The 25,979-nt window shown below is 35.2% G+C and carries 25 protein-coding genes; 8 read left to right on the top strand and 17 right to left on the bottom strand.

Annotation, left to right across the window (positions count from 1 at the left end; translation table 11 throughout):
- Positions 1–217: 217 nt before the first annotated feature.
- On the top strand, positions 218–367 hold the full coding sequence (locus P0092_RS06275) for a hypothetical protein (RefSeq protein WP_158498407.1): 150 nt from the start codon (positions 218–220) through the stop codon (positions 365–367).
- A gap of 178 nt (positions 368–545) precedes the next feature.
- On the opposite strand, the gene P0092_RS06270 is transcribed toward P0092_RS06275, so the two are convergent.
- The gene (locus P0092_RS06270) at positions 546–1,301 is read right to left on the bottom strand and encodes a helix-hairpin-helix domain-containing protein (RefSeq protein WP_004617227.1); all 756 of its coding nucleotides are present in this window, start codon (positions 1,299–1,301) and stop codon (positions 546–548) included.
- A gap of 297 nt (positions 1,302–1,598) precedes the next feature.
- Between P0092_RS06270 and P0092_RS06265 the strand changes: the two genes are divergently transcribed.
- Positions 1,599–2,921, top strand: coding sequence for a serine hydrolase (locus P0092_RS06265; protein WP_004617226.1), 1,323 nt, complete (start codon positions 1,599–1,601; stop codon positions 2,919–2,921).
- A 130-nt stretch (positions 2,922–3,051) separates the two neighbouring features.
- On the top strand, positions 3,052–4,770 hold the full coding sequence (locus P0092_RS06260) for an AMP-dependent synthetase/ligase (protein WP_004617224.1): 1,719 nt from the start codon (positions 3,052–3,054) through the stop codon (positions 4,768–4,770).
- 52 nt (positions 4,771–4,822) lie between these two features.
- Here P0092_RS06260 and P0092_RS06255 read toward each other — a convergent pair whose 3' ends face one another.
- From P0092_RS06255 to P0092_RS06215, 9 genes are all read right to left on the bottom strand, one after another.
- Complete coding sequence (locus P0092_RS06255) at positions 4,823–5,782, bottom strand: hypothetical protein (protein ID WP_040758302.1); 960 nt, start codon at positions 5,780–5,782, stop codon at positions 4,823–4,825.
- Between the two features lie 169 nt (positions 5,783–5,951).
- Positions 5,952–7,568, bottom strand: coding sequence for an ABC-F family ATP-binding cassette domain-containing protein (locus P0092_RS06250; RefSeq protein WP_004617221.1), 1,617 nt, complete (start codon positions 7,566–7,568; stop codon positions 5,952–5,954).
- 161 nt (positions 7,569–7,729) lie between these two features.
- Positions 7,730–8,074 carry a ribosome silencing factor gene (rsfS, locus tag P0092_RS06245; protein ID WP_004617219.1) on the bottom strand — a complete coding sequence of 115 codons (345 nt, stop codon included), beginning with the start codon at positions 8,072–8,074 and terminating at the stop codon, positions 7,730–7,732.
- 33 nt (positions 8,075–8,107) lie between these two features.
- Entirely contained in the window at positions 8,108–8,611 is a 504-nt protein-coding gene (locus tag P0092_RS06240) for a LytR C-terminal domain-containing protein (protein WP_004617217.1), read from the bottom strand.
- 16 nt (positions 8,612–8,627) lie between these two features.
- Complete coding sequence (gene yqeK, locus P0092_RS06235; protein ID WP_004617215.1) at positions 8,628–9,209, bottom strand: bis(5'-nucleosyl)-tetraphosphatase (symmetrical) YqeK; 582 nt, start codon at positions 9,207–9,209, stop codon at positions 8,628–8,630.
- Positions 9,210–9,220: 11 nt separating this feature from the next.
- Positions 9,221–9,835: a nicotinate-nucleotide adenylyltransferase gene (gene nadD, locus P0092_RS06230; protein ID WP_040758300.1), complete on the bottom strand. Its 615-nt coding sequence runs from the start codon at positions 9,833–9,835 to the stop codon at positions 9,221–9,223.
- Positions 9,836–10,004: 169 nt separating this feature from the next.
- A complete protein-coding gene (locus P0092_RS06225) occupies positions 10,005–10,190 on the bottom strand; it encodes a type II toxin-antitoxin system antitoxin (protein WP_004617211.1) in 186 nt (61 codons plus the stop codon).
- Positions 10,191–10,205: 15 nt separating this feature from the next.
- Positions 10,206–11,075: an SPFH domain-containing protein gene (locus P0092_RS06220; protein WP_004617210.1), complete on the bottom strand. Its 870-nt coding sequence runs from the start codon at positions 11,073–11,075 to the stop codon at positions 10,206–10,208.
- A gap of 97 nt (positions 11,076–11,172) precedes the next feature.
- Positions 11,173–11,886 carry a Crp/Fnr family transcriptional regulator gene (locus P0092_RS06215; protein ID WP_004617209.1) on the bottom strand — a complete coding sequence of 238 codons (714 nt, stop codon included), beginning with the start codon at positions 11,884–11,886 and terminating at the stop codon, positions 11,173–11,175.
- Between the two features lie 112 nt (positions 11,887–11,998).
- Here P0092_RS06215 and P0092_RS06210 point away from each other — a divergent pair, with 112 nt between their 5' ends.
- From P0092_RS06210 to P0092_RS06190, 5 genes are all read left to right on the top strand, one after another.
- Positions 11,999–12,730, top strand: a complete 732-nt coding sequence (locus tag P0092_RS06210) for an ATP-binding protein (RefSeq protein ID WP_004617208.1) — start codon at positions 11,999–12,001, stop codon at positions 12,728–12,730.
- A 105-nt stretch (positions 12,731–12,835) separates the two neighbouring features.
- On the top strand, positions 12,836–13,597 hold the full coding sequence (locus tag P0092_RS06205) for a 5'-methylthioadenosine/adenosylhomocysteine nucleosidase (RefSeq protein ID WP_004617207.1): 762 nt from the start codon (positions 12,836–12,838) through the stop codon (positions 13,595–13,597).
- 218 nt (positions 13,598–13,815) lie between these two features.
- The gene (locus P0092_RS06200) at positions 13,816–14,259 is read left to right on the top strand and encodes a cell wall hydrolase (protein ID WP_004617206.1); all 444 of its coding nucleotides are present in this window, start codon (positions 13,816–13,818) and stop codon (positions 14,257–14,259) included.
- 33 nt (positions 14,260–14,292) lie between these two features.
- A complete protein-coding gene (locus tag P0092_RS06195; protein WP_004617205.1) occupies positions 14,293–14,778 on the top strand; it encodes a hypothetical protein in 486 nt (161 codons plus the stop codon).
- A gap of 162 nt (positions 14,779–14,940) precedes the next feature.
- Positions 14,941–15,735, top strand: a complete 795-nt coding sequence (locus tag P0092_RS06190; protein WP_004617204.1) for a DUF2971 domain-containing protein — start codon at positions 14,941–14,943, stop codon at positions 15,733–15,735.
- 339 nt (positions 15,736–16,074) lie between these two features.
- Here P0092_RS06190 and P0092_RS06185 read toward each other — a convergent pair whose 3' ends face one another.
- From P0092_RS06185 to P0092_RS06155, 7 genes are all read right to left on the bottom strand, one after another.
- Positions 16,075–16,932, bottom strand: a complete 858-nt coding sequence (locus P0092_RS06185) for a FadR/GntR family transcriptional regulator (RefSeq protein ID WP_004617202.1) — start codon at positions 16,930–16,932, stop codon at positions 16,075–16,077.
- Between the two features lie 414 nt (positions 16,933–17,346).
- Positions 17,347–18,528 (bottom strand): mandelate racemase/muconate lactonizing enzyme family protein, encoded by a 1,182-nt coding sequence (locus P0092_RS06180; protein WP_004617199.1) that lies wholly within the window; start codon positions 18,526–18,528, stop codon positions 17,347–17,349.
- Positions 18,529–19,224: 696 nt separating this feature from the next.
- The gene (locus P0092_RS06175; protein WP_004617197.1) at positions 19,225–21,006 is read right to left on the bottom strand and encodes a cache domain-containing sensor histidine kinase; all 1,782 of its coding nucleotides are present in this window, start codon (positions 21,004–21,006) and stop codon (positions 19,225–19,227) included.
- A gap of 3 nt (positions 21,007–21,009) precedes the next feature.
- The gene (locus tag P0092_RS06170) at positions 21,010–21,861 is read right to left on the bottom strand and encodes a response regulator transcription factor (RefSeq protein WP_051131993.1); all 852 of its coding nucleotides are present in this window, start codon (positions 21,859–21,861) and stop codon (positions 21,010–21,012) included.
- A gap of 309 nt (positions 21,862–22,170) precedes the next feature.
- Complete coding sequence (locus P0092_RS06165) at positions 22,171–23,004, bottom strand: carbohydrate ABC transporter permease (protein ID WP_004617185.1); 834 nt, start codon at positions 23,002–23,004, stop codon at positions 22,171–22,173.
- A 24-nt stretch (positions 23,005–23,028) separates the two neighbouring features.
- Entirely contained in the window at positions 23,029–23,910 is an 882-nt protein-coding gene (locus P0092_RS06160) for a carbohydrate ABC transporter permease (protein ID WP_004617183.1), read from the bottom strand.
- Between the two features lie 108 nt (positions 23,911–24,018).
- The gene (locus P0092_RS06155) at positions 24,019–25,335 is read right to left on the bottom strand and encodes an ABC transporter substrate-binding protein (RefSeq protein ID WP_004617181.1); all 1,317 of its coding nucleotides are present in this window, start codon (positions 25,333–25,335) and stop codon (positions 24,019–24,021) included.
- Between the last annotated feature and the right edge of the window lie 644 nt (positions 25,336–25,979).

The following is a 25,979-nucleotide window of genomic DNA, read 5'->3' as shown; positions in this document are numbered from 1 at the left end:
GCTAATAATATCCAATCTCTGAAACCCCAGCTTTTACTTACTCTTCTCGTCAACGCCTTTGTCGATATTAAAATATCTATTTATTTATTATATTCCTTACTGTTTTTATATGTCAATACTTCATAAAATGTTTGAATTTAATATTAAATTTACTATTATATGTAAATAATATAACTATTAGTATCATTAATACATAATATAAAGCAGGAGGGCAAGATTGAGAAACAAGAGGGTTATACGTTATAAGAGAGACAGAAGAAAGAGATATTTAAAACTATTACTTTTAGGTTTCGTACTGCCGGCATTGTCAGGACTACTAGTTTATATATCCTTTTTAGTGTTTATTATGCCGTTATATGTCAAGTAATTGTTAATATTGCATATCATTTTGGTTCTTTATTGTAAGAAAATCGTATATTAATACTATTTGAAATAGCTAAGTATAATAATATAATAAGTGCATGGATTAAATTATATTTTCCTCCTTTAAATTATTTTGAACCGGCTGAAAATGGCCGGTTTCTTGTTTTGTGTTTCTATAATAATCAATCAATGCATATGTAATTTTTTATTCTGTCAAAGGTCTTTTGCTTAATTCCCGTTATTTTCATAATATCAGTCAGCTTTGCAAAACTACCCTTTTGCTCTCTGTATTCTATGATAGCTTTTGCAGTTGACGGGCCTACATTGGGAAGCCCTTCAAGCTCTGCCTGAGATGCTTTGTTGATATTCAGTAGTTTATTTTTTGAGCCATCGGAAGAATTGCTCTCTTTCTCTCCCATATCAGCTCCCAAGCTGTCATTTATAATATCAACACCGCTGTTGTTTGAAGTACTCCCATCGGCAGTTTTTACTGCTTGAGGCTGATTCCCTGTTTTACCTGTACTTGCTGCTTTTTCAGTTCCCTTAGCTTTAACTCTTAACATAGTATTTTCATTTAAAGGGTATGCAAGATTTATATTATCAAGATCAGCTTGTTTTGTAGCACCACCGGCGTTTTTTATGGCATCTTCAATGATTTGCCCCTTCTTTATTGTTACAACTCCCGGTTTGTTTACACAACCTGTAACATAAACTTTTATATCGGGGACTTTTTCTTCCTCTGCCTGTTCTTTAGAAGGCTCTGCCTCCTTTGATACCATTGAGGTATTTTTTTCTTCAAGAATTGGTATTTCAAGGGGATGATAAACCTGCTTTAGTATAAAACCTAAAACGCCCGCACCTAATACCAGAACTGCAATAATACACACTACATGAATTTTACTTAAAAATATCTTTTTGCCTAAAACAGATATTTCCATAGAGTACCTCCAATTATGTTAAGTTTTAAAAAAATAAAATGTTTTTGGAATAAATAAGAAAAAACCGTGTAAATTTATAAATTTATTTCCACATCTGCCAACCAATAATACTTTGAAAATTTATCTTTATAATCTATACTGTGAAAAGAAATAAGAAAAAACAGAAATGATTCATAGATATTATATTATATATTTTAACATTTTACCATATTATTTAAATAAATCTTATAAAAAAGTTTAAAAAAGTGAATTCTTGCTTTATACTTATAATATATCTACTTATTCACAGGAGGAGTTATGAAGAAAGTACTGGCAACACTAATCGTATCATTTATTTTACTATTTCAAGTCACACCTGCATTTTGTGCAAATCTCGACATTGATGCTGCCTCATACATATTAATGGATGCAAAAACAGGAAGTGTTTTGTACGAATATAAGCCGGATCTGAAATGGCGTCCTGCCAGCACTACCAAAATAGCAACTGCTTTAGTAGCTCTTAAGGAAGGTAAACTGGACCAGATGATGACTGCCAGTAATGAGGCGGTTAGCGATATAGGCGTAGGCGGTATGAATATCGGTATCATGCCCGGAGAACAGATGTCTTTAAATAATCTGCTTCACGCTCTTTTGATAGTTTCGGCAAATGAGACTGCCAACATAATCTCCGAGAACCTTTTTAATGATAAAACTAAGTTTTTAGCTGAAATGAATAAGTTTGCTGCAGATGCAGGAGCAAAAAATACAACTTTTACAAATCCCTGCGGAATTGATGAATATGAAAAGGACGCAGACCACTTTTCCTCTGCAAGAGATTTGGCACTTATTGCAAAAGAGTGTTTAAAATACCCTTTATTTCGTGAAATCATAGGCCAAAAGCAGCTTAGCACGCTGCCTGCCACAAATAAGCATAAAACATGGAATATTCTTAACAACACTAATAAACTACTGGGAAAATCCTTTAAGTATGGACCTGAAACAGGTGACGACAGAAACCAGTATACTATTACAGGCCTAAAAACTGGCTCCACCTCAAGAGCAGGTGCAAATTTTATTTCCAGTGCGGTAAATAAGGATGGCCTTGAATTGATTTCCGTTGTACTTGGTGTAAATAATAAACCCAACAGAAGTGTATTTGATTTTACAAAAACCCTTTTAAAGGCAGGCTACGAAAACTATTCAAGACAGATGATTATTGACCGTTCCACAAAGATTCAGGAAATCACCGTAAAGGATGCCGCTGACGGAGACAAGGTTGATCTTATAACCAACGGAGTAATTGAGGCACTTTTACCTAATGATAAAACCCAATGGCAGCTTGATAAAAAAATTAATATCAGGCAGGATGTAAAAGCTCCTGTTAAAAAAGGGACAGTGCTTGGGAGTATTGAGTATACAAGGGAAGGCGTATCCCTGGGAAAAGTAGATATCGTTTCATCAAGAACCGTTGAACAAACACTAAAATCCAAATCAAAGGACTATGTAAAGGGCATAACAAGCACCAGCCTCTTTAAATACATTGTAATCGGAGTTATTTTAGTAATTTGCTTTTTTATTTTAAGATTTATATTAAGAAAAATATCCAGAAAGAGAAAATATAAATTAAGAAACTTCAATTAATAATATGACTTTTTATGTTTTTATTTGCCTCATATATTGATTTAATTTAAATATACTTATATTATAGTATATGTTTGTATGCAGTGGTAACTGAAAAATACTATTGGCTTTTTTAAAAGGAGTGTAGTCAATGAGAACCGAACCGATTTACCAGACTAGGAAAATCACTGATCTCAAAGATCTCATGGTTCAAAGTGCAAAATTATTCGGAGATAGAAATGCATTTTACATTAAGGATAAAAATGACGAGTACTACGGAAAGACATATACTGAACTCAAAAGCGATATAGACGCTTTTGGTACGGCATTGATAAGTTTAGGCTTAAAAGACAAAAAGATTGCTATTTTGTCCCAGAACAGCGCACAATGGTGTACCTCTTACCTGACAATAACAGGGGGAGTGGGTGTTGTAGTCCCTTTAGATAAGGAGCTTCCTTTTAATGAGGTTGAAAATCTTATTTCACGAGCTGGTGTCAGTGCAATTGTTTTTTCATCAAAATACCGCAGTGATATGTTGAAATTATCCCAGAATTCAGGGGTTGAATATTACATAGACATTGATCAAACAGAAGAGGTAGCAGATGGATTTTTATCCTATTCATGTTTGATTGAAAAGGGCAAAGAGTTAATGAAAAAAGGCAACAGAAGTTATGTGGATGCAAAGATAGACCCGGATGCCATGTGTGCCCTTATTTTTACGTCAGGGACAACAGATTTGGCTAAAGGGGTTATGCTGTCAAGCAAGAACCTTGCCTCCAACGTAAGAGCTGTTGTATCAATGCTCTACATTGACGAGAACGATAGTGTTCTTTCTATTTTGCCGCTTCACCACACCTATGAATGTACCGCAGGTTTTTTGGTAATGATGTACAGCGGATGTTGTATGTCATTTAATGAGGGGCTAAAGCATATAGTTAAGAACTTGCAGGAGACAAAACCTACAATCCTTATGTTGGTTCCTCTGATTCTTGAAAACATGCATAAGAAGATAGCAAAGCAGGCATCCAAAACACGGATGGGTAAAGTCAAATTTAATACTGCAATTGAAATAAGCAATTTTTTATATAATTTCTTAAAAATAGATATACGCAAAAAATTATTCAAGCAGGTTCTCAACACCTTTGGAGGCAGAGTAAGACTGGTTATTTCCGGTGCTGCTGCGGTAAATCCGGATGTTTCAAATGATTTATGTGCTATGGGTATAAGAATTGTCCAAGGATATGGACTTACTGAGTTTTCACCTATAGTCGCAGTAAACAACGACCGGGGTTTCAGACATGATTCCGCCGGAAAGCCACTTGCAGGTGTAGATGTTCAGCTAGAGAATATCGGTGAGGATGGTATTGGAGAATTTGTTATATCAGGCGATTGCGTAATGATGGGTTATTTCGAAAATCCGTCAGCAACACGAAATGTATTAAAAAACGGACGACTATATACCGGTGACTTAGGATATATTGATGATGAAGGCTATCTTTATATTACAGGAAGAAAGAAAAACGTCATTGTTACAAAGAACGGTAAAAACATCTTCCCTGAAGAAGTTGAAGCATATCTTTCAAAGAGCAGGTTTGTAAAGGAGAGTCTTGTTTGGGGCAGATTTGATGAAGAAACCGGCGAAACTGAAGTTAATGCACAGATTTTACCTGACGTTGATGAGATAAAGGCTAAGCTTAATCTTAATATTGTTTCAACTGATGAAATACACAAGGTTATTCATGGGGAAATAAAGGAGATAAACAAGCTAATGCCGCTTTATAAGCGAATAAAGGACTTTACTATTCGTGAAGAAGAGTTTGTAAAAACTACAACTAAAAAAATAAAGAGATATGTTGAAAATGTTGGTTAAGTACATAAATATATAAACAAAAAGCCGGATTAATAGATTTTATAAAAATCTATTAATCCGGCTTTTTTAGGTTTTCAATAACTTCTTCCCAAATTTCCTTTTCACTCATAAAAGCATCTGCAATCTTATCTTCTATACTATCTAGTTCTGCAAAGTTATTTCTCAGACAATGTTTAAGATATACACCCTGAATATTTTTCCATGTGGTACAGTTCTCCTCCCATGCGCTATTTAACTCATCGGTTATGTGTTCATCCAATAGTCCTTTATCCTTGAGTGCACAGAGTAACAGCTTGTTCCCTTTTAGCCTGTTTGATATCTTAGTAAACTCATTACTGTAAAAATAAATTTTTGAGGAGTCTTCCAGAATAAGTTTTTTATCTACTACTTCCCTATTATCAAAAAGCATATCTAAATTATAAATAAGCTGTTCCGTACATTTTATGAACTGCTTGATATCTATTTCAAATGGCGGTATAAAGTCATTTTTAAAGGAAAGAATTCTATAATCTCCTTTAAAACGTTTGCGTGGTGAATTATAGGCCTGAATTACTTCGCTGGTGGGAATCTCTCTTATTTCATAAGACAAGTTTACATCATCTTCGTATGCATAAAAGACATCTTTTTCTTCGTCAAAACCAGTAACAAAAGCTAAATGAGATGTATGTATTTTATTAAAATAATACCCTGCACTATTCCAGTAATATAAATCAACGTTTAATGTTGCATATAAGTTATTCATAAGAATATCTTTAAATTCCTGCAAAAAGTTATTCTTATCTTTAAAATAAAATGTTTCATAATTGAAAATATTATCTCCGAAAAAGTTGTAGTACTCTTTAGTATAGTCCAAATGGAAAATTTCATCAGGATAGTAGGTATACTCATAATAATTCAAATATGCAAGGGGATCATAGCTGGAATCAACTTTTGTTAGTATAGAAAGAAACATATTTACAATGCAGTTTCCCCAGAATTTATTGTATGGCTTTAAATCCTTAATGTATCGCATTAACATCACCATTTCATCTATTAATTTTTCTTATAATTTGATTATAATCGCTTTTATTTTACATTACAATACAAAATAGGCTGTTAATGTATTTAATGTAAAAAAATATCCAAAGGCTGAGTTCACCCTTGGACATTTATTTGTATTATAATAATTTCCTATTTAATTATTAAGACCACAGTTCTTTTCTTAATGCTGCAATATCCTCATTTTCAAGATATTCATCATATGTCATTTGTCTGTCTATAATTCCTTTTGGAGTAATCTCAACTATTCTGTTGGCTATTGTCTGAACAAATTCATGGTCATGAGAAGTAAAGAGAATTGTTCCCTTATAATTAATCAGACCGTTATTCAGCGCAGTAATAGATTCCAAATCCAGATGGTTGGTAGGCTCATCCAGAACAAGTACATTTGCACCTGAGAGCATCATCTTTGATAGCATACAACGAACTTTTTCTCCTCCTGATAGTACTGAAGCCTTTTTCAAAGCCTCTTCCCCTGAGAACAGCATTCTGCCAAGCCACCCTCTTAAGAAGGTTTCAGTCTGATCCTTTGAGTATTGTCTCAACCAATCCACCAAATTCAAGTCAACACCGTCAAAAAATTCAGAGTTGTCTGTTGGGAAATAAGCCTGTGACGTAGTTATACCCCATTTAAAATCTCCACTGTCAGGTTCCGTCTCGCCCATGAGAATTTTAAATAATGTAGTTTTTGCATTTCCGTATGTTCCGACAAATGCTATCTTATCACCCTTATTTACTATAAGGTTAAAGTCATTGAGAAGCTTTTCACCTTCAATCTCTTTTGAAAGCCCGTTAACCATAAGCAAGTCATTTCCAGCCTCTCTCTCAGGCTTGAAGTCCACGAAAGGATACTTTCTTGATGAAGGTTTTATATCTTCAAGTGTTAATTTATCCAATAACTTCTTACGTGAAGTTGCTTGTTTTGATTTTGAAGCATTTGCACTAAACCTTTGAATAAATTCCTGTAATTCCTTTATTCTTGATTCAGTCTTTTTGTTTGCATCCTTTGCCTGTTGAAGAGCCAACTGACTTGACTGATACCAGAAATCGTAGTTTCCTACATATAACTGTATTTTTCCAAAGTCAATGTCAGCAATATGCGTACAAACCTGATTCAAAAAGTGTCTGTCATGAGATACTACAATAACTATATTTTCAAAATTGGCAAGAAAGTTTTCAAGCCATGTGATTGATGCGATATCAAGATGGTTGGTAGGCTCGTCTAATAATAGTATATCAGGATTTCCAAAAAGAGCCTGAGCCAAAAGCACTCTTACCTTCTGATTACCGTCAAGATCCTTCATTAGCTTGTAGTGGTGCTCTTCCGTAATATTTAGTCCGTTTAATAGCGTTGCAGCGTCAGATTCTGCTTCCCATCCGTTAAGCTCCGCAAACTCTCCTTCTAATTCTGAAAGCCTTATTCCTTCTTCCTCAGTAAAATCGGACTTTGCGTAAAGTACTTCTTTTTCATCCATAATTTCAATGAGTCTTTTGTGGCCCATCATTACTGTTTTAATAACTTCAAATTCATCGTATGCGTAATGATCCTGTTTTAAAACAGCCATTCTCTCACCGGTAGAAATTGAAATATCACCCTTATTTGGCTCAATTTCACCGGAAAGTATCTTTAGAAAGGTTGACTTTCCTGCACCATTGGCACCTATCAATCCATAACAGTTTCCCTGTGTAAATTTTATGTTTACATTTTCAAATAAAGCACGTCCCCCATACCTTAGAGAGACACCGTTTGCACTAATCATTTTATCTCCGTTTCCAGGTCAGGATAACTAAATATCCTATCCTTTTATATTAAATATTAAATAAATTTAAATGTTTATTTTATTTGTCCAAAACAGCACAAAATAAGAAAAGCCTAATTAATGCTTTTCTCAATATATTAAAGCATAACTTATTACAATGTTCAATATCTAATACTAGTCATTTCCCCATCAGACCATAACCTTTCCAAATTGTAGAACCCTCTGTCTTCCTGATGGAAAACATGAATTACAACATCAGCATAGTCAAGTAATATCCATTTTGCAGAATCGTAACCTTCCTTGTGGTGTGCCTCCAGCCCCATTTCAGCCAGTTTGAAATCTACTTCATCAGCTATAGCCTTTATATGAGTAGAGGATGTACCACTGCATATAACAAAATAATCGGCAATAACAGTAATACTATGAATATCAATTATGCTTATATCCTTTGCCTTTTTATCTTCCATAGCCGCAACAATTCTGTCTACTAATGTTTTTGAATCCAATATTTTTGCACCTCATCTTCTGATTGTTTTATATTAAGGATTATAATCATTTCCAAGTACTATTGTAATATCATAATTAGGTTCAGCCTGTATTTCTTCTGACACCTTAGATATTTTCAACATGTTGCTTATTGCACCTGCCTTTACGCCTTTCTTCCTTACAATTATCTGAGAAGCATTTTGAATTTTGCCCGTTTCGGCACTAGCCTCAAACCCCTGTGCCACAAGCATAGATTTAACCTCTCCTGCAAGGCCTTTTTTGCCTGTACAGTTAAGAACCAGTACCGTGGTCTTTCCGCTCTTCTTTGTAGTTTCCGCCTTGTCTTTAGTAGTCTCCTCAACAGGTTTACTGTCTATTATTATTTTGCCGGGGGTTTTTGATGCAGGTGCAGGCTTAACGGGTTGCTTTTTTACTTCAACAACTTTTTTGTCAAAAACGCCTGAATCTTTATAAAAATTTGCTCCTACTATAATTGATGAAAACAGCAGCAAAAATGTTCCTACTGCGTAAAATATAAATTTAAGAAATTTATTCATTTTTTTATCTCCAAAACTAGTTTTCATAGGTTTTTTGTGTCATTAATAATATATAGTTTCTAGCTTCAATAGTAAATGGATGAATTAAACCATTTTGGCTAATAACGTATTTCAGTACATTATTAAAAGCACTTATTAAAGCAAGATTCAAATCAATGAATGCCAAACTCCGTGTTTCCTGTACATCTCCGTGGATTCTCCCAGGCTCAATGTAATCAGCCAAAAATATTATTTTATCCATAGTACTCATTCCCGCAAAGCCGGTAGTATGGTACTTAATTGCATTTAGTATGTCCGGGTCCTCCACACAGTACTTTTGTCTTGCCACTACAGCTCCTACTGCTCCATGCATGAGGAATAACTGCTTTTCCTCAAGAGGGCTGAGTTCTATATGATTTTCAATACAGTACCTCTTTGTTTCTCTATCATCAAAGTTCTTAGCACAATCATGCAAAAGGCCTGCAACTTTGGCTTTTTCTACATCCTCACCATAATGTTCAGCCAATTCAACAGCGACTTTCATAGTATTAACAGAATGAATGTACCTTCCCGGTTTCAGGGACTTTTTTAACAGTATATCCATTTCACTAAAATTCATTTTCTATCCTCTTAAATATACAATTTGTTTTCCTTTATATATCCTTCAACAGGCTCAGTTATAAAATATTTAACAGATTTACCATTTTTTAATCTATCTCTGATAAGGGTTGAAGAAATTTCAATTAAGGGTGCTTCAAACCCCGTAATTTTAGCGCCATACTCCTTCTTTAAATAAGCTAAGCGTGTCTTAAACTCTTCGTCTTGGAATCCCGGTCGCATTAATGCTATAAAATTTGTCAGTGCAAATACTTCCTCCGAACTTTTCCATTTGAGAAGGTCCATTACTACATCAGCACCAATTATATAATAAAACTCCGTGCCTTTAGGGTAAAGCTCTTGCAGCTGTTTAAGTGTATCTACCGTATATGTGTATCCCCGGCGTTCTACCTCAATAGAAACCGCTTCAAAGTTTGGATTGCTACTGACTGCACACTGTACCATTTTTAGTCTGTGATTAGGGTCAGTTACTGAAGCAAGGTCTTTGTGCGGCGGTTTTCCTGACGGTATAAATAATACTTTATCCAGTGCAAATTCTTCCCTGACCAATTCGGCAACTGCCAGATGTGCAACATGGACAGGATCGAAGGTACCACCACAAATACCTATTTTCATGTCTTTGTCCAAATCAAACTTCCTTTCATAATATATTGTTTATATTTTGCTGCAACATAATCTACATTATAGCATAAAATATTTAACTATTTATTAAGAAATGTAAAAGTTTATAAGAGAAATTCTTAAACAGGAAAAGACCCGGCATTTTTTGATTATGCCGTGTCTTTTCTCGATTAAATCACCCGTCCGCTTCTTCCTTGTGGGAATCAGTTATTGGGGCTGATTTATTTCGCTTACGAAGTGCTTCACTTATCAGATACTCTATTTGGCCATTTACTGACCTGAATTCATCATCAGCCCACTTAGATATTTCTTCCCACATTTTGGGACTGAGCCTAAGTAAAAGTGTCTTTTTTTCCGCCATAATACCATCGCCTTTTTAGTTATGCAATGTTCCGGTGTTTATAACCGGTTGCGTATTTCTCTCACCACATAGTACCACTAATAAGTTACTGACCATTGCAGCCTTTCTTTCCTCATCAAGCTCCACTATTTCATTTTCACTTAGCTTGGTAAGAGCCATTTGAACCATTCCAACAGCACCCTCAACAATTTTTTGTCTTGCTGCAATTATGGCAGCCGCCTGCTGTCTTTGAAGCATTGCTGCAGCTATTTCAGGTGCATATGCCAAATGAGAAAGTCTTGCTTCTTCAACAATTACACCTGCCTTTCCAAGTCTTTGCTGAAGTTCGTTTTTAAGTGCTTCTGCAACCTCATCGGTGCTTCCTCTCAAAGAGATTGTATGAGTATCTTCGGTATTGTCATATGGATACATTCCTGCCAAATGTCTCAAAGCAGACTCACTCTGAACATTTACATAGTCAACATAATTATCAACATCAAATATGGCCTCAACGGTATTTTCAACTCTCCATACAATTACTGCTGCTATTTCAATTGGATTACCCATTTCATCGTTGACCTTTATTTTTTCACCGTTGATATTTCTTGACCTTAATGAAATCTTTTTCTTTGAATAAAAAGGATTAGCCCAGTGCCAGCCTTCCTTCTTTATAGTTCCCGTATACTTTCCAAAAAGAATTAATACCATAGCCTGATTAGGCTGAATAGTAAAAAATCCGGGAAGAATAAATATAAATACAACACATAAAACAATTCCCAGTACAATTAAAACATTAAATTCTTTGTATACACCAATTCCAAAAATAACTGCACTTAAAATAAGTAGTAAAAATGCACCTAAAAGTATCTTTCCACCTGAAGTGGTTTTTCCCTCAATCTCTTTCACAGTCATCAGCCTCCCCGAATAAATAAAAATAAATATTAATATGATATCTAAATGATATCATATTAATATTATAATTTCAACATTTTCCATATAAAAATTATACTTCAATCATAGTCTTTAATTTATCAGCGTCAATTATTTTTACAGCTTCCTTGTGAAATTCAATGATACCCATGTCCCGCATTGCTCCCATTTCTCTTGATAAGGAAGGTCTTGATATATTGAGAAATTCTGCCATTTCATTTCTATTCACGGGAAGTCTGAAAGTATTGCTGCCTGACTTATCCATGTATTCAAGCAAAAAACAGGCAATCTTTGAGTTAATTCCTTTCATTGAAAGATATTCAACTCTTCTGTTAAGCATAATTGCCCTTGTTGAAACGCTTTTTAAAAGATTCCTTATAAGCTGTGAATGATGAGAGCAAGCATCACTGCATTGATTTATTATCATTTCGTTTTCTATAAACATTACTTGGCAATTGGTTTGTGCCTGAACGTTAGAAGGCCATTTTTCCGTACCGGAAAATGCAATAACCTCACCAAAAATACTTCCCGGCTTAATGTGATTCATCATTACACGATTCCCTGCCGCATTTTCTTTAGTTATGACTCCGTTGCCCTCAAGCAAAATCCCCAGCCCTTGATACCTGCTCCCTGCCATTACTATATAATCACCCTTGTTAAAGCTATATATCTTTGGGCTAAAGCATTCAATAATTGATATAATCTGTTTATTGTCAAAGTTCTCAAAGAGTTCGCATTTGAGAAGAACTTCTGTTATATTCTTAAATTTCTCCTGGTTTAATCTCATATTTCCTCCTTTTGTATCTCCAGATACCGAATTTAATATAATTATACCTTATAATCATTACATAATCATATAAACGATAAACAAATAAAATATATATTTAAGGAGTGTTATTATGAAGAGAAATATTATAAGAATAGATGAAGAAAAATGCAATGGATGCGGCTTATGTGTAACAGCCTGTCATGAAGGTGCGCTGGTTATAGAAAACGGCAAGGCAAAACTTATATCAGACAGCTACTGTGACGGTCTGGGAAATTGCCTACCCGAGTGTCCTACAAATGCTATAACTATCGAGGAACGTGAAGCAGATGCATACGATGAAGAACTCGTTAAGAAGAACATAGAAATGAAAGCTGCCGCATCTACTCCTCCTGTACACCATCACGTACATGGCGGCTGTCCCGGTTCAAGAGCAATGGCAATAAAGAAAACTCCCACATCGGAAGCTAAAGAGTCTGCACCTTCTGCTCCTGCGGTGTCAGAGCTTATGCAGTGGCCATGTCAAATCAAACTGGTTCCCGTTAATGCACCCTACTTTGACAACTGTGACCTGCTGATTGCAGCCGATTGTACTGCATACGCATATGCAAACATTCACAAGGATTTTATGAAAAACAGAATTACTATTATAGGATGTCCTAAGTTGGATGAAGGTGATTATTCTGAAAAGCTTACTGCAATTATTGCAAACAACAATATAAACAGTGTAAAAGTTCTCCGAATGGAAGTTCCTTGCTGTGGAGGTATTGTAAGTGCAGTTAAAACCGCCTTGATTAATTCAGGAAAAATGCTGCCATGGAGTATTGTAACAATAAGTACAGACGGAGAAATATTGCAAAGCTAATTAGTGGAATTGGTAGTTTAAATTGAATAATTTTTCCAGTATAATAGGTCTGTAGGCACTTTATGTCTGCAGGCCTTTTAAATTATATAAAGCAGGAGGGTTATTATGCTTATAGGAATAATCGGAGCTATGGAACAGGAAATAAAGCTGTTGGCAGAGAGCATGCTGATAAACGAAACAAAAACTATCGCTATGCGTGAATATTACATCGGCAAACTATTTGGTAAAGATGTTGTTCTGGTTTTTGCAAAGTGCGGCAAGGTTGCAGCAGGTTCAACCGTTACTACACTTATAGAAACCTTCAATGTTGACATTGTTCTTTTTACAGGCGTTGCCGGTGGGGCTGACAAAAACTTAAAAATAGGCGATATAGTTGTTGCGGACAAGCTGGTGCAGCACGATATGGATGCAAGTCCCTTGCCGGGATTCAGTAAATTCGAAATACCTCTTTTGGGAGTTGGAACATTTGTTGCTCCTTCTCATATGGTGTCACTGGGTAAAAAATCTGCAGAGTTTTATGTGTCCAGCTGCATGAATACAGATGTTAGCCAAAGTATTTTAAAAGAGTTTAATATCTGTACTCCTACTATTGTAACAGGCACAGTGGCAAGCGGGGACCAATTCGTTGCGGACAGCAGCAAGGTTCTAAGCCTTACACGGGAAATAGAAAATCTAAAGTGTATTGAGATGGAAGGTGCAGCCGTAGCACAGGTTTGTTATGAACATGGTATAGATTATATTATATTCCGTGTTATTTCCGACAAAGCAGACGAGCATGCAAACATAAACTTCCCCAAATTTATTGAAGAAGCCGCCTCACATTTTACACGTGGAATTGTAGAACACTTTGTTTCTGAAATAGCATAAAATAAAGCCGGGTCAAACCGGCTTTTGTTTTCTCTTTTTTCAGAAATTAATTAACGTATATAATTTACATAAGTAATTTCCTTTCTTAAAATCCCACTACAATACAACACAATACATAAGTTCTTAATTAATTATCCTTCAATATTATGTAACATTAAACACTTCATCTTAATATACTATTAATGTGAATAGAAAAAATTATTTTAAGGTGATTTAATATGCCATTATCAGACCGAGAACTGCTTGCAAGATTACTACGCTGTGAAGCCGATGGTGAAGGGTACGACGGTATGAAAGGGGTTGCCTCTGTAGTTATGAACCGGGTAAATGTTCCATATGGAGAGTTTTTCAAATTGGTTCATGGTGACATCAGAGCTGCAATATACCAACCACGACAGTTTACATGTGTAATGGAAGTCGTAAATGGCCAATACAACCCCCAAAATATATATAATATGACTCCTTTACAAATACATTATGACATTGCAGATTGGGCTATGTCCGGCAACACTCTTGGTGCTGTAGCAAACTCATTATGGTATTTCAATCCGTTTAAACCTACATGTGTATCCTTTTTTCCTCCCGGTGAAAACGGAACATATTTGACAAGGCTAAAACAGCACTGTTATTATATCCCCACTCAAAAGTATGCAAGTACCTAAATTAATGTATTTTAAAGAAAGGAAGACTAAATTATGAAAAGCTCACATACTCCATATTACAACATACCGGATTGCTATTTTGACGACCGTCAAAATAACAATATGATAAATCCGGAAAGTTTTCCTACCGGAATACCTACTGGTGGCCCTTTTGGCTCTACAGCCTTTCCAATGGGAAATTCAACGGTTGGTCAGACTGTACCGTTTATGACACCAAACCAGCCAATGTCACAACCACAGAATATGAATCAGCAGTTGAATCCATTGTCACCCATTACGCCTACAACCGAACCCCAGCCCATGACAACTCAAAGCATTGAGTTTATGAACGGGTTTCTAAGAACACAGATAGGTAAAACCGTTAGAGTAGAATTTCTTATAGGAACCGGGACTCTTGTAGATAAATTCGGAAAACTTCTGGCCGTAGGTGCCAACTATCTTGTTTTAAGGCAGGCTGAAACTGATGACATTGTAGTTTGTGATTTCTTTACCATTAAATTTGTCACTTTCTACCTTTGATTTAAATAAGAACACTCTACTTCATTGATTAGATTAATAAGGGTGCAAATTGTAAATTGCTAATTCATACTCAATTTACAATTTGTGCCTTTTATTTTATATGTATCTATAATGCTCGTTATTGGAATTATATGAATATACAAATGCTTTTTGGAGGGTAAAGTGAAAGCTCAAAAACTGTGGAGATACTACGACTTAATAAAATTTCTGACACTAATTAACGGTGAATTATATTTTGCCCGCGCTGATACTTTCAAAGACAAATATGAAGGCGCAATCCCAAAGCAGACCTTTCAAAGTATGATAGAGAACTTCAGGGATTACGGCACTGTCAAGAATAAAACCGATGTAATAACCGAATTCCAAAAGATTTTCAATGAAAAAAGAAAAAAGGCTGCAATAAGCTGCTGGCACATCAATGATACTGAATCTGCGGCAATGTGGGAATTGTATGCGAAAGCAGGCTTTGGAATTGCAGTCAATACAACAACACAAAGGCTTTCTAATTCATTGGTTATTCCCCATGGTTACAAAATGACAATGTCTCAGGTAAACTATATTGACTTTGACAAAGAAAACGATACCGACTACATTTATAACGAGCTTCTTCCTTTTAAAAATAAAAGAAAAGAATTTATTTTCGAAAATGAATTCAGAATTATTCTTTATAAGGAAGGAAAAGAATCAACCACTGTTCCCTCTTGTCAAAATGAAACTATCCTTGCGAACAAAGTCAGCCAAAGATTTCATTTTGGACTGGAAAATCTCCCACAGGAAGGAATAAAAGTTAAAGTTGACCCCTCTGAAATCATTTTAGAGATACTGGCATCACCTCACATGAAGAAATACGAGGTACAAGAAATCAGAAGACTTCTCGATATTATAAATCACAATAATAATACGAACTTTACAATACGACACTCTGACATTTATGACAATTTGAATTATTCTCAATAAAAGGGCTGATACAAAACAATTGCTTCCAACATTATTTGCAAGAGTTTCCGGCGGCTCATTTTAAAGGAAAAGGTAAATTTTTCACATACAAAGCCGGTACAACTTCATTCGTTTCAAAGTCACCATTTGTGATTATGCATAATCTACAATATTCATGTTTTATATCATAAACTATTTGTTTTATCGCATGGTAGTATCTTTCCGTATTCACATTTTATAAGAAAAATAATTTTCTCTGCAAACTCAGGCAATTGAATCTCAGTTTTTGTGCTCTCCTGTCTTTTTAACTATTTCAGGCAGAAGCTATATTAGGAGTATTATCCTTAATCATACCTTTTACTAAAGATCCACTCCTTGAATAGGAATTATTCCCAGAACTTCCTCTCTGGCTTTTCTCACTGTTTCACGATCCGCCGTTATAATTCCTTGATAAATTCGCTCATGTGTGTCATCAGAGATATCTGCTTCTCTTCTGCGATGTGCTCGAGTACTAATCAATTTGGTAATATGTCGGCGAATAAGTTGGTGAACTATATAATAAATATCATTATACAATTTGTTATGGCTCATTTTTACCACTTGACAATGAAATTCAAAATCAGCGTCTACCATTTTCTCAAGACTTTCAGCATTATCTATATCCTTTTTATACTCTTTAAAACTCTCATGGTACTGTTCAAGCACCTCTTTCAGTTCATCCTTTTCTTCCTGTGATGCATACAGTATCGCAAGATTCATACATTCACCTTCAAGAAAATTTCTAAGCTGCTGTACATCATTATATTTGTCATCGTCATCATAAAAAACAGCAATCTCACTTAAAAACGGACGCAAAGAAAATGTTCTCACAAATGAGCCCTCACCTACACGTGTTTCAATAATACCCAGTGTACTAAGCTTTTGCAAGGCCATTCGTACACTCAAACGATTAACCCCAAATATCTCTGAAAACTTCGCTTCCGTCGGCAACTTGTCTCCTGGATTCCATACGCCATTAGCTATATCCTGCTTGACTAGTGAACATATCTGCTCAACAACTGAAACTCGGTTTATTTTCGGTTTTTCTACCGACCGCTTTATTTTTTTTTCTTCCATTTTGTATTTACCATCTAGTAAAATATAGTTGTAGAAAAACATCGAATCCATACTGTAGTCACCATACTTCAACCCTTCTCTATCAGCGAAAAGTTTACTCATAGTTTAGAGTATAAATCCATTCTATATGATTACATATTTTCTCAATTTAATTTTTTGGAATAATATATCAATTATTTCCTCAAAGTACTTTTTAAAAATACTTTTTTATATATTTCTAAAAAAGTCTTTCATACATAATAGTATTGGAAAATATCTATGATCATACAGAAAGATAATGTATATCTTTTTTTATTATACGAAATTAAGTATTATTTGTCATCCCCTTGATTTTGTCTACTTTATTAATATTGTTATATTTTAAAATAAATTTTTTAGTTACAACAAAACGGTTCAGCGATGCTCAATGCTACGCTGAACCGTTTTGTTTATCTCGGCCTTGTAAAAACTCCTCCCTAATACCTAAAATAGTGGGTATTTAGTAAGAGACATTAACTTATTGCTTAAGTAATACCTCTACTTAATGGTGGTTTTTTCAATATATTGCTCAAAGCACAAATCAGAAAGCTCGTTTCCGATTCCGGGTGTCTCAGGTACATTAAAATAACCATTCACCGGCTGCAAGTCGTATTTTCCAAAATTCTTATTATACTGGTGCAGATTGAATACATGGTGCTCATGGATGCAAAAATTGGGTATAACTGCTTCCAGGTGCAATGCTACAGCGGTAGAAATAGGGCTTGCACATACATGTGCCTGAACTGATATGTCATAGACATGCGCCATATCACAAATCTTTTTAGCCTCTGTCACACCGCCGCAGTTCCCGATGTCTGGCTGAATGAGTTGAACCGATTGGTTTTCAAAATAGGGTGCAAACTCCCAGCGTGAATAGATACGTTCTCCGTGAGCGATAGGCATCTGAAGCTTATCACAAATGAATTTAGTTGTTTTAGGTGTTGGGGTATTTGGTTCTTCAAAAAAGAAAATTTTATACTTCTGTGCTATCAAACCAAGCTGAATGGCAGAATTGGTATCAAGAAAAGAGTGGTTTTCCATAATAATATCTACATCCGGTCCAATTGCCTCTCGAACTGCTGAAAGGCGTTCCTCAATCAGATTAACATAATAAGGCTTCAACAGTGTTACTGACTCCAAATCATTCTGGAAACGTTCCCCATCTTTATTAAACATAAAAAAGTCTATTTTGATAGCATCGTATCCTTCCGCAACAGCCTTTTTAGCATTAGCCACATAATCCTCTGTTTTTGCAGCTATCTCATAGTGGTCGCTCCAGCCGAACTGCAATTGGCTTGCGTAAGTGCGAAGTTTACTTCGTTTTTTACCTCCAAGCAGCTTATATAGCGGAACACCGAAATATTTGGCTTTGATGTCCCAAAGCGCAATATCCAAAGCACTGATACCTGAGAAAACTATTGCCCCCCCGTTTTGACCCCAGAATGTATTTCGGTACATAATGTCCCATATAACCTCATTATCCAGCGGATCCATACCTATAATCATTTTACCCAAGTCTTTAACCATTCCGTAAGCCGCAGGTGCACCCACAGCATAAGCGATGGCGGCCTCACCATCTCCATAAATACCCTCATCCGTATAGATGCGACATACAATAGGACGCCAAGATGGATTACCTTCCCCTTCCAACAGCATAACATCAATCTTTGTAATTTTCATAATAAGTTCATCCTTTATATAATATATTTAGGTTGATTAAGGTAACCTATAACCCTTAATAATTGTATATTTATACGGTTTTTAGCTGTATAATTTGTTTCATTAGATAGAGTGTCATGTACCTTCCTTGAGGCATAGACCTCGAACTTGAAAGACTGATGCCTCTATCTTATAAACAGTTTGCGAATAAGTTAGATGTTGACCCATGAAGGGTACTTCGTATGTACAATAAGGCAAACCACTATATATCATTATCAAGGTACAATCTTCCTGATTCATCAGGTCTTTTTGTTGACTTTTAATAGTTTGTCTTTCTAATTTATAAAATAGAATTAATCCTCAGTTCATACAGATGTGTGAATTGATAGTTTTGCCAAATTTAAAGTGTAAGACACTAAAAGCCTCAAAACATTAAATGTAATAACCTTAGGGATTAATTTTTATACACATATAAAACGTTACCCGCTGACGATCACATCTGTAAGAAACAGTATATTGTAAGTTCCTGACAGGTATTTTCTTAATTGCAGGTGTGATATTCACGAATAATAAAGTAAGAAATTGCGTTATTATTATGCAATACTGCATTAGTTACCATAAAGATTTTTATAAAATATTATATTCGTTATCGAGTTGTTCGCTAACGTGATTATAACTTAACTCTAATATCTTGTTAATTTACTCCAGTCAGTATAATTATCTGGTGTTATCATCAGGTAAAAATTTAAGGCCGGGAAAACGAATGATTACATCCGTTCCTACGCCTACCCTGCTTTTTATTTGAACTCCATACTTCTCTCCATAGTATATTTTTAGTCGTCTGTCTACATTGTTTACACCCACATGCGTATGATCATCTTCAAAAGTATCAAATTTATTTTCAAGAATGTCTTTCAAACGCTCTGGATGAATTCCTACACCATTGTCATTGACTGTAAACTCAACTATGTCGCTTATTAATCTTCCCCTAATCTCAATGTGTCCACCACTGGCTTTATTTAAAATACCATGTACTATTGAATTTTCTATAATAGGCTGAAGTATAAGTTTGGGGATATAGAGTTCATAGAGTTCTTCATTAATATCCATAGAAACGGATAATTTATCATCATACCGATACTTCTGTATACTTATATAATTGCTTACTGACTTAAGCTCATCACAAATCTTAATAAAATCAGAACCTCCTATCGTTAGTCGCATAAGCTCTCCCATTGCCTTAGCCACTACCCCAATTTCTGTCACGCCATTTATTCTAGCCATCCAATTGATTGTTTCCAGTGTATTATAAAAAAAATGCGGGTTAATTTGCATGCGCAGCGACTTAAGCTCTGCCTGCTGTTTTAAAAGTGTTTCATCATATACTCTCTGGATAAGCTCATTAATATTTTGAACCATTTTATTAAAGTCCCTGCTAAGCTGCCCTATTTCATCCTGTGATTCGACACTGCAGTTTACAGACATATCCCCTTCCCCAAACTGCTTCATAGCTACCTTTAGCTTTTTAATGGGTCTTGATATCCTATTGGTTATAAAAATAGCGGCAAAAATCGCTGTAACAACTACGCAAATACCTATGATAATAATAGCTAACCTTACTAGTAACAGTTTCTGACTGTATTTAATAGCCGGAATTATGGAAACAATATACCAGGACTGCTCCTTCAAGTACAGATAAGCTACATAGCTTTCCTCATTATTAATCTTACAGTGAAAAAACCCTCTATTATTACCATTGAATATTCCTTTGGTATAGTCCTGTTTTATCTTCGTATTCAACAGATATTTATCGTTATGGGAGATAATTATCCCATCTCTGTTCATTATGAACATTTCTCCTGAATTTGAAAACTTCATTTGGGAAAATATATTGTTAATATAGCTTTCCTTGATGTAGAAATTGATATAACCCAGAGGCTTCTGAGTTCTCAGGCTGTTTACTGCCGCAGCTATTGCAAAGGTCCTCGTTATAGGATCAGTAGCCACCCACAGTTTGCTGCCCTTAGCATCATATATTTCCTTTTTGCCTGTTCGGTTCAGAAAGTGCTCTTCCAATGTTTTATTAATCTCGAATACCTTGCCCGAATCAGAAATCAGCTCCACTGCCTCAATCTCATCATTGTAAAGAACAGAGTGATAAATTGTATTACGGATGTTTTCCCTGGTTTGAATTGCTTCTAAGCCTTCTTCATTGTCTTTCGCATGAGTAATGGATCTCTGTAGTACTGAATTTATCTGAAGATAGAACACAATATCCGATACATTCTTAAGACTCATTTCTATATTTTTTCCGGTCTGCAGAAGAATATCCTCTACATAATTTCGGGTTTCTCTTTCAACAACATCCCCCGCAACCTGAAAAGATCCGTATCCCACAAGAAACACAGACAGTACGATTAATACTGTCATGCTAATGACAAACTTACCGCTGATACTCTTTCTAAATATGCTATTAATATAATAATTCAATCTTCTCATAGGCTAACATTCAATCCATTTTTTTAATTTGTCAAAGACATCCTGCTTAATATCTTCATTATTCAGATTCCTGAATTCTCTTGGAGTGAGGTTGAATATTTTTTTAAACACTTGACTAAAATACCTTTGGTCGTTTATCCCTACAGACTCGGATACCTGTGCTATGGTAAAACCAGAGTTCCTCAGCAGTTCCGCCGCCTTTACCATACGCACAGCAGTGATGATTTCAAGGAAGGTATAGCCTGTGCTCCTTTTTAGAATGCGGCTTATATAAATAGAATTCAAATGTATCTCTTCGGACAGGGTTATAAGTGAAATATCATTCATGTAGTTGCTTTCTATATATTTCATTATTTTATCTACCACGCCCTCAGAGTTTCGTGAATTTGAGACTTCTTCACAGCCTCTTATTTCTTGATTTCCAACCATCTTATGTACCTCTAGCTCAGTCCTCATGATATGCAGCGATACTCTTTCGCTGCGTTCCTTAAGTATTCGCACCCTGGCTCTCTGAACACAATCAAATATCTCTTCCGGTGATGTAGGTTTTAGTATATAATCAAATACCCCCATGGACAATGCTGCTTTTGCATACTTAAAATCGCTATAACCGCTCAGAAATATCACTATGCAATCCGAGTTTTGTCCAAGAAGCTCACGAGAAAGACTAATGCCATCCATCGCTGGCATACTGATGTCAGACAGAATAATGTCCGGTTTTACCTGTCTGGCTATTTCCAGCGCTTCATTTCCATTCTGAACCGCTCCGCACAACGTTATATCTATTGACTTCCAATCCAATGACAAAAGACCTTTTCTTATCATGAGATCGTCGTCAACTATTAAAAGCTTCATCAGCACACTTCCCCTATTTGTTTTGTGATTGTAGTCATGAAACCTATCTTCTAGCATAATGGACCAAGAATAACTTTACATAACAATTATACATCCTGTCTGATTAGCAATGCAAGGCTCTCCCTGCTTATTGCATGTCAATTTATTCTATAATAACAAAACTATAGCAGTTTCTAAATTACACCGTTGGAATATGAATAATTTTCGTCACTTCATCGGTTTCTGAATAAAAATTACCTAAAACCACGTATTTATATGATTTTAGGTGACTTTTAATTAATTAGTTTTGTGTGACTGCTGTTCCTTTAATTAGCCTTTAACAGCCCCTGCAGTCATACCTTCCATGATTTTGTTATGAAGGAATATGTATACGACAATGGTAGGTATGATAGTAAATACAACAGCCGCTATCATTCCCGAGTAATCCGTGCTGTAAAGATCACTAAAAGCAGTCAGACCCACAGGAAGAGGCATCATATTCTTATCAGACAAAAATATCTGTGGAAACAAAAGGTCGTTCCATATATTAATAAAATTTATTACCGTGACCGTCACGATAGATGAAATACTGATGGGAATAATAATTTTGAAAAAAGTTCCCATAATACTGCATCCATCGATGATAGCAGCCTCCTCCATTTCCTTTAATATGCTAGAGAAAAATCCTGACAAGATAAAGATTGATATTGGAAGTGCAAAAGCAATGTGAGGTATTATAATAGCCGGATATTTATTAATAATTCCCATTTTATTAAACATATTAAACAGCGGCACAATAGCCGAATAGGAAGGAATACTCATACCTATAAGAAACAAAAAGTACACAAAACGAGACATCTTCCATTTCATTCTCACAATGCCATAAGAAGCCATGCAGCTAAGCAGTACAGCCACAAACACGGATACCACTGTGATAAAAACAGAATTGAGAAAGTTAATTCCTACGTTTCCTACTTCAATAGCTCTAATATAATTTACAAAGGAAATTGTTTTAGGTAATCCCCATGGGTTGGTAAAAATTTCACTATTGTCTTTAAAAGAATTTAAAATCAGCCAGAAAATAGGATATATACATAACAAAGCAAATAGAACAAGTACAGCAAATGTAATATTCGTACTAATTGAGATTTTATTTTTTTTCACGTTCTTCTCCTTTACCAAAGAGTATTAATATTCGTAATCCTCGGTCTTTGCAAAATAATTCACTCCCATAATAACTAAAAGGCATAAAATCAGAAGAATTATTCCTATAGCACTAGCATAGCCGAATTTCATCGTTCTAAATCCCTGATAAAACATATAAGTAGACATAACTTCGCTGGCATGATTAGGACCACCTTTAGTCATAACAGCAACCAGATCATAATACTTTATGGAGCCCGTAATAATAAGTATGGTATCGATCTTAAGTATATTTCTGATAAGTGGAAAAGTTATGTTTCGGAACTGTTGCCAACGGGTGGCACCTTCGAGAGATGCGCTCTCATAAAGGCTTTCCGGGATAGACTTCATTGCAGCTAACTGAATAACCATATGGTAGCCGACAAACCTCCACATAATTACAAAGATCAATGCATACATTACGGTTTTTTCATTATTCAACCATCCCATTTTTAGATTGCCAAGATTAATAATGTCAAGAATTTTGTTTACTATACCGAATTCGGAGTTATATACAAAGTTAAACATCATACCTACAGCAACACCACATATGACTGTAGGCAGAAAAAACACATATTGAAAAATCTTGCTTCCCTTTATTTTTTGAAAAAGAGCATTTGCAAAAAATAGAGCAAGCGGCAAATGTGCCAGCAGAGAACCAATCATCAAAAAGATATTGTTTTTAAAGGCCATTACAAAAAACTGATCGTTAATCAAATTAATATAGTTTGTTATTCCAATGAAGGTCGAATTGCCCATGAGATTTGTTCTGAAAAAGCTGAGATACACATTATAGCCAATTGGAAAAAGTACAAATACTGTATAAAAAATGAATGCTGGCAGAACAAATATAGCAATATATTTTTTGTTACTCAAAACATTATTCATTGCTTCACTCCTTGATTTTTTGCTAGACTGCCGCTATAAACGGAGTTTATTGGAAACTAAATTCACACCAAACAACCGTTGCGGCAGTTTCGCATTTAGACTAATTTATTATCTGTTCTTATTATCTTCCGCAAATTTCTGCAGTTTCTTCATCTGATCCGCAGGATCTTTTCCTGCAGCAATGGCTACTGCAGTATTATTAAACTCAGTACCCTCTCCTGATCCAAAAATTCTGTCAAACCACGGCGTGAGAACCTTTATATCGCTTGTAGCATTAATGAACTTGATCGCCAAAGGAGCCATTTTCGTCTCATCCAGTTTCTGCTTTGTAACAATAAACTGCTTAGCTGTGTACGCAATATTTTCCTGCATATCTTTGTCTGAAAAAGTTTTAATAAGTGCCGCTGCAGCCGGGATATTCTTTGCCGTCATGCTTATGGCAAAGGTATTACCTATTGAGCCTACATTGAGTGCACCATTTTCAGTCTTTACAGGAGGAAGCATAAAGAAATCTAGATTCTTTCCTACAGGAGAATCTTCTGCTGTCAAAGCTTCAAAATCTGACGAAATAGTATAGAACATGGCAGCCTTTTCATTTCTAAATTGATCACGTCCTTCATCCTGAGACATTCCAAGGAAACCCTTTTGGAAGGAGTCTTTTTTTACAAGATCTGAGAACAGAGTAGCGGCCTCAATAAACCGGGGATCATCCCATTTAGCCGTACCGTCACAAATCTTGTTATATAAGTCTTCTCCTCCCACACCGTTTGTCAATTGCTGCATTAATTCTCCGGCTAACCATGCCCTCTGTGATGGAAGACTGACAGGAATAATATTTTTCTTTTTGAAGGCGTCAATATCCTTTAGGAACTCATCATAAGTTTTTGGAGCACCGGCTATTCCAGCCTCATTAAACAGCTTTTTATTATAAAACATAACACTAAGCTGCTTTGTCAAAGGAATCCCATAGATTTTACCATCAAAACTCAACGGTTTGAATACACCATCTTGAAACCTATCCTTCCATTCAGTATCCTTTTCTAGTGTATCACTTATGGGGTATATCTTGCCACCATCTACAAACGGCTTCATAAAGCCAGCCTCATAGGTGTAGAAGATATCTGGCTGAGAATTAGATGCCATTAGGGTTGTAATCTTGGTTTTATACTGCTCAACCTCATACGTTTCCATCTGGATTTCTACATTAAATTTGTTGTCAGGATCATAGGTTTTGATCTTCTTATCGATCATCTCCAGAATTGCTTTACTTCTAGGATCCGATACGGTAGCCAAGACCATCTTCTCTTTTTCAGCGGAAGATGACTGGTCGGACGGATTAGTTTTTCCACTTTGCCCTCCACATCCTCCCAATAGAAGGCTTGCAGCTAGAATTGCAGCAACAGGTACAGTAAAAATCTTCTTCATTTAAATATAACCTCCTCATATTTTTGTGAAACTTGACCAACTTGTGTACATTATAAATTTAAAATTCAGCAATATATACAATAATATTAAACCAAAATGTTTAAAAAACAAACTTCTATATCAAAGTAAAGGTTTTTCGTTGATAAGTTGGTTATTTAAACATTTTAGTTAGATTTATATGTATTAATTATATTTTATGTAAATGTATAATAATAAATAATATATATTATTTATCTGAATTAGAAAAACCTAATCAAAAATCTAATTCTAGTATAAACAGATTAAAAATTAAATAATAACTATTTTATAAGTAAGTAAAAGTTTTGCATGAAAATAGACCACCGGCTATATTTTAAATATGTATGCTATAGTAATCTGTATTGCTATAAGCACTTGTTGAAATGTACTCACGTAAGGCATTATTTATGCATCACGACGCCATAACAACAAATTAGTAAATAAGTGCTTGCTGTCTTCTAATTTGTTGTCTTGCTTTTCACGTATTTGGGATGTTCTACATGCATATTTATATTTTCAATCATCACTGCAACACTAAAGTGTTTTATAGGTTCATGATTACCTCAAGTAATGGGTACTAAAGAAATCGCCTCCAAGTCGAAAAAATAAATTAAATTAATCGGCTT

The sequence above is a fragment of the Ruminiclostridium papyrosolvens DSM 2782 genome, assembly GCF_029318685.1.
In the GTDB taxonomy this organism is placed as follows: Bacteria; Bacillota; Clostridia; order Acetivibrionales; family DSM-1351; genus Ruminiclostridium; species Ruminiclostridium papyrosolvens.
This window is presented reverse-complemented; position numbering and strand designations above follow the sequence as displayed.